The organism is Streptomyces sp. NPDC002328 (assembly GCF_042890065.1).
GTDB lineage: Bacteria > Actinomycetota > Actinomycetes > Streptomycetales > Streptomycetaceae > Streptomyces.
Genome location: NZ_JBIARQ010000045.1, coordinates 1 through 4,763 on the forward strand (window position 1 = coordinate 1; position 4,763 = coordinate 4,763).

4 protein-coding genes are annotated in these 4,763 nt (G+C 62.8%); all 4 read right to left on the reverse strand.

Going from position 1 to position 4,763, the window contains the following annotated elements:
• Positions 1 to 222: hypothetical protein (locus ACFYX4_RS40900; RefSeq protein WP_389345060.1), on the reverse strand; the 222-nt coding region annotated here is incomplete at its 3' end.
• Complete coding sequence (locus ACFYX4_RS40905) at positions 219 to 857, reverse strand: DUF6262 family protein (RefSeq protein WP_389345062.1); 639 nt, start codon at positions 855 to 857, stop codon at positions 219 to 221. The genes ACFYX4_RS40900 and ACFYX4_RS40905, both read right to left, overlap by 4 nt.
• Positions 854 to 3,451, reverse strand: coding sequence for a tyrosine-type recombinase/integrase (locus ACFYX4_RS40910; RefSeq protein ID WP_389345064.1), 2,598 nt, complete (start codon positions 3,449 to 3,451; stop codon positions 854 to 856). The genes ACFYX4_RS40905 and ACFYX4_RS40910 overlap by 4 nt, the downstream gene beginning before the upstream one ends.
• Positions 3,435 to 4,595 carry an integrase gene (locus ACFYX4_RS40915; RefSeq protein WP_389345066.1) on the reverse strand — a complete coding sequence of 387 codons (1,161 nt, stop codon included), beginning with the start codon at positions 4,593 to 4,595 and terminating at the stop codon, positions 3,435 to 3,437. Before ACFYX4_RS40915 ends, ACFYX4_RS40910 begins: the two co-directional genes overlap by 17 nt.
• Positions 4,596 to 4,763: the final 168 nt, after the last annotated feature.

A 4,763-nucleotide genomic window follows, 5' to 3' on the forward strand; every position in this document is an offset into this window, starting at 1 on the left:
TTTACCGACCGTGAACGTGACCGGGTCGGCTCTGACCTGGGGTGATGTGTTGTCCATCGGCACGCGACGTGGCGGGCTGCCGAGGGCTGATTCGAGGTCGTCAGCGTGGCCTTCGAGGATGGCGCTGTAGGACTCTGCAGCTGGGCGGATGCCGACGTGGGCTTCCAGCGCGTCAGAAACGGTCTCGTCGCATTCGTCGAAGAACGCTTCGAGCTGCCTCAAGGTCGATGCAAGGGCGTGGATCGTCTGACGGTCGAGAGCGACTGTGGCGGAACCGGGGGCGGGGTGCATGAGGGGTCCTGTTCCAGGAGTTGGACCTCGAGGTCCGCGATGCGTTTGTCGGCGAAGCGGATGTTGGAGCGGGCACCTTCGAGTCGTTCTTGGAGCTTGCGGTGCTCCTGTGTGAGCTGGTTGACACGGTGTTTGAGGGTGGTGTTCTCGGTGGTGAGGGCCTGCACCGACTCGCCGGGGACCATCTGGTCGAAGTCGCGTAGTTGGCCCATGAGTTCACCGATGCGCTGCCGCTGGGTGAGTACCTCCTTCTGGGCTCGGGCCAGCTCTGCCTCGGCGTTGAGTGCGCGCTCGCGCCAGGTGGCCTCAACGCGATCGTGTTCGTGCTGGTTCTTCTGGTCGTGGCGGCTGCGGCTCTCAGCGACCGCGTTCTTGACGAGGGCGCGGGCGCCGGCGTTCTCGTAGAGGAACGTGGCGGAGACGCCTGCGCGCTGAGCGATCGCTTTGACCGTGAGACGTCCGCGTTCGCGGCGTAGGTGGCGGATCGCAGTTTCGACCCAAGCGAGCTTCTCCTCGCTCTGGCGCTTGCGAGCGGCGATGGCGGCCTCGGGGACGGTGGGCCTCATGCTGCGGTCCAGTCCGTCTCGTGCTGGGCTAGTTCCTGGGCGCGGAAGGCGGTAGCCCAGACACGGCCGAAGTACTCCTGCGGCCGGCGGAGATCGAGTGCGAGGGCCTCATCGAGTAGACCGACGGCTTCGAGGGCCTTTTCCAAGCCGTCAATTGCGCGGGCCGTGGGTTCGAAGATGTCGTGCAAGTAGTCCGCGGTCGCACTGTCGGATGCCCCCTCGGCCATAGCGTGCCATTGTTCGCGCTTTCGGTGCCAGTAGACTAGGTCAGCGCCGGACATGACGAACTTGTCGCAGTTATGGCAGTCCATATTCCATGGGCACGCCTGCCCGTCGACAACTGCTTGAAAGGTGCAGAAGCCACCCTCGGCAGGCGTCGACTTGCGCGAGAGGTCGATGGCGAGGGCCTCGGCCTCTGCGCGGGTCATGGGTTTGCCTGAGGTGAGAGCGAGGCCGGGCTGGGCGGCGCCGGGGCCGGCGACCCAAACGGCATTCAGTGCGTCGTTGAGTTCGGAGTCGGTGTTGGCGATGTGTACGTAGTGCTCGGCCATCACCGCCGAGATCTGCCCCAAGTACCGTTTGATCTGAGTGAGGTTTGCGCCTGCCTTGAGGAGTTTGGTGGCTAGTGTGTGCCTTGCCTGATGAGGGACTCCATGACCTACGTCGAGTGTCTCCAGCCATGTGCGGAACAGGTTGAGGAACCACTTGTAGCTGACGCTCTTGAGTAGTTGCCGGTTGCTGGTTCGACGCGGAAATAGGGCGATCTGGCTTCGTTCTTGTGGTGTTGGCGGGTGGCCTACCCTCTGAATGTATCGATCGATTGTCCTATTCTGGCGTTGCTCAAGGCGGAGGTATAGCCGCTCGGGAATCCGAATCGCCTCGTCGAGATTTCCAACTTTCGTTTGGTCATGCCAGAACAGGGGGACGCCGTTCAAGCGGCTGATGCAATCCAGTCGTACCTCGCGAACCTCCTTCCCTCGCCGCCCGGTGAGGACTTGGGTCTCCCAGATATCCCGGATGCCGCGGTCGTCTTCGTCCGCTTCCTCTAACCTCTCCAGGTTCTGCTGATTGGCGACGGCCCGAGCGAGAACATCTGGAAAGGGCCGTCTACGCCCCGTTCGCATGTCGCCGCCCGGAAGCGCAAGCGCGAACCGACGGTCAAGGCCAAGGCGTTCGGCATCACCGGAGTCCAACCCGAACCGGAGCACGCGGCGGGCGCCGTTGAAAGTGGCGGACTGAATGCACTTCGTAACGATGCCCGGCGTGCCGTTCTTCGTAAGGCGGCGTCTCAGCATAGGGAGACCATGCTCGGCACGGTGGCGTTGGTCGGCGACGAACGCCACCATATGGGAGGCGGTCAGTACGGCGGGGTCATGGCCGCCGCCCGGTGCCTGGGCCTCGAGATAGGCGGACAGCTCGGCGCAGGCGCGACGGCTCATGTCGAATGGGGAACGGCTCTTGGGTGGATCGGTGAGGAGCCGATTCGCGAACATGTCCCAGATCAGGTCGCGTAGCCAACGCTGGCTGATCGGAGTCAGGTCAATATGACTATGGCAGGATGAAAAGCGGACGCCAAAGTGGTCCGTCTCGATGAAACCCGCTTCTTTTGTGTCCTCCCGCGTGAAATAGACCTGCCGAAGCGAGTTGAGCATCCCAAAGAGCAGCAATCGAGAGAGGCGTCTACAGTTCTCCTGGTCGATATCGACCAGTGAATCCACGCGTTGGTCACGGCAGTCGTCTACGAGATACTGCACCCACACCAGAGGCCAGATCATTCCCTCAGTCGGGCTGTTGCTATGTTGGAAGAGAGCCCACTTAATTTCCGCTTTCACGAGCGGACGTAACCCGAGCAATGAAACTTGGCCGTTAGCTCGGTTGGCGAGGCCGGTTTCACGACACCACCGTTCGAAGAGGCTCTTATCGGCGTATTCGATCGGGACAGGCTTGTTGCGCGTGACGATCCATCGGGCCCAGTTCGCTGCCGTACGCGCGCCTCCGGGTTTCCGGTCTCGCTCATAGTGCGTGATGTGCCGATGGCAGAGACCCAACGGAGACGACGCCTGTTCAGGGCAGGGGAGGACCTTGCATTGCCCGAAGTGAGGAAAGGGAGCCTGTTTGGCCAGCCATTCCTCGTAAACAGGCAGCGTCCCCTTCCTTCCACGAACATCGGCATGGTGCCTCAGCCACCGGGATCCGTGGAGATAACACAACCGCCTGGCGTCCCATGCCGGCGCGTCGGGACAGACCACGCAAGGCGGAGGATCGATCCAGGATTTAGGAATCAACGGCACAGCTGCCATATGAAATTCGGTGATACTCCGCCCGGCTTTCTGCGCTGCGACCCATTCCAACTCGTGCACCTTGCAGAAATCGCGTGCCGGGCCTTGTGCCCTCTGGCAGCTGCTGACGCCACAGCCCCACCCATACGTGGGGTGACCCCGGGGAACCTTGATGACATCGCCGCGGAACAACGGATCGAAGTTCGGCGCCGCGATGAGTGCCGTGAGGAGTTCCAGCCGGTCACTGGTCGTCCGCGTCGAGACGCTGCCATCCGTTACCAACGGCAGCACCTGGAGGTCACTCATGGTCTTCATCCCCCCACACCTGCTGCAGTGCCGCGGTGAACTCCGGAGAGTGCAGGTCCGGGTGTCCGTAGACCTCGTCGACCATCTGGGCCGATGCCCAGTTGCCGACCACTTTGGCCACCATCGAATTGCCGCCCGACACGTCCAGAACGTCATTCGTGATCTGGTGCCGGAATGCCTTCGGTGTGATCCTTCCCGGCAGCTCAGCCCGGCGGCCGGCTCGGCGCAGCATCCCCCGCGCCGCGTCCGCAGTCCAGGGCTCACCGACGTTCTCTCCCGCTAGCTGGATCAGCAGCATGCCGTGCCCTGCGGCGTACTTCGCATACTCCGTCGTCATGTACTTGAAGTAGCTGCTGATCATGGCGGGGCTGACTCGGTAGATCTCTCCGCCGGTGATCACCCCATCAACCATCTTCCAGTCCGGTTTGATCTTTGCTGCGGCCCGGTTGGGGTTGCCCCAACGATGGCAAACGTGCAGGTGAGGGCTCGTGCACTCGCCGCAGCCCGCATTTTCCCGCAGATGTAGGTCGACCAGGTGTAAGCCCGTCAGCCCGCCGATCCGCAGGCTCGTGTCGGACAACCACCGCACGACCATCTCGTCGCGGGCCGTGTTCACGGCTCCCAGCAGCTCCGGCTTGGCCCCATCAGGCAGCATCTTCGGGTGCCGTCTCCTGGTAGGCCGCGAAGGTGCCAGCGGGTTGGCCGGCATCGACTTCTTCACATGTCCCAAGAACGCTCGGCTCTTGTCCACCTTCGTCGGCAACCGGGTGCCCAACAGGGCATGCCTCAGCTCGTCGTTCACGCCGCTGCGGGCGCATGCGTCGAGATAGAAGCCTTTCAAGGCAGCTGCCGCGACCTGGAGAGCCGAGGCACCGTATGGGCGTTGGGGAGGAACCCTCCACGGCTGCCCGTACGGCATCTGCACTTGAGCGCCTACAGCCCCCATGTACCGCTTCAAGTCGAGGAGCCCGATCGACTCGGTGGTCAGCCCTTCCCGGATCCGCCACCGCAAGTGATCCACGAGCGAGTAGGCGTACGTCTTCTGCGACCCTGAGCCGTCGAACGGACGCAGATACGAGTCCGCTTCCTCGTCGACCGAACAGTCTGGCCAGACGATCGCGTACGACAGCCCGCCGCCCGATCGCTTCAACACCTGGACTCTGAGATCCCCAAGTACTACTCGACTACGCGCCACTCGCGCCTCCGCGCTGATTCTTCCTATGTCCTGAAGACAACTGGGGAGGTTGGTTAATACGAACGGGACAGTGGAGGAGAGGGTCCGAACGAGTGACGCGGGGACTCGTGGGGCGGTCGGTAAAGT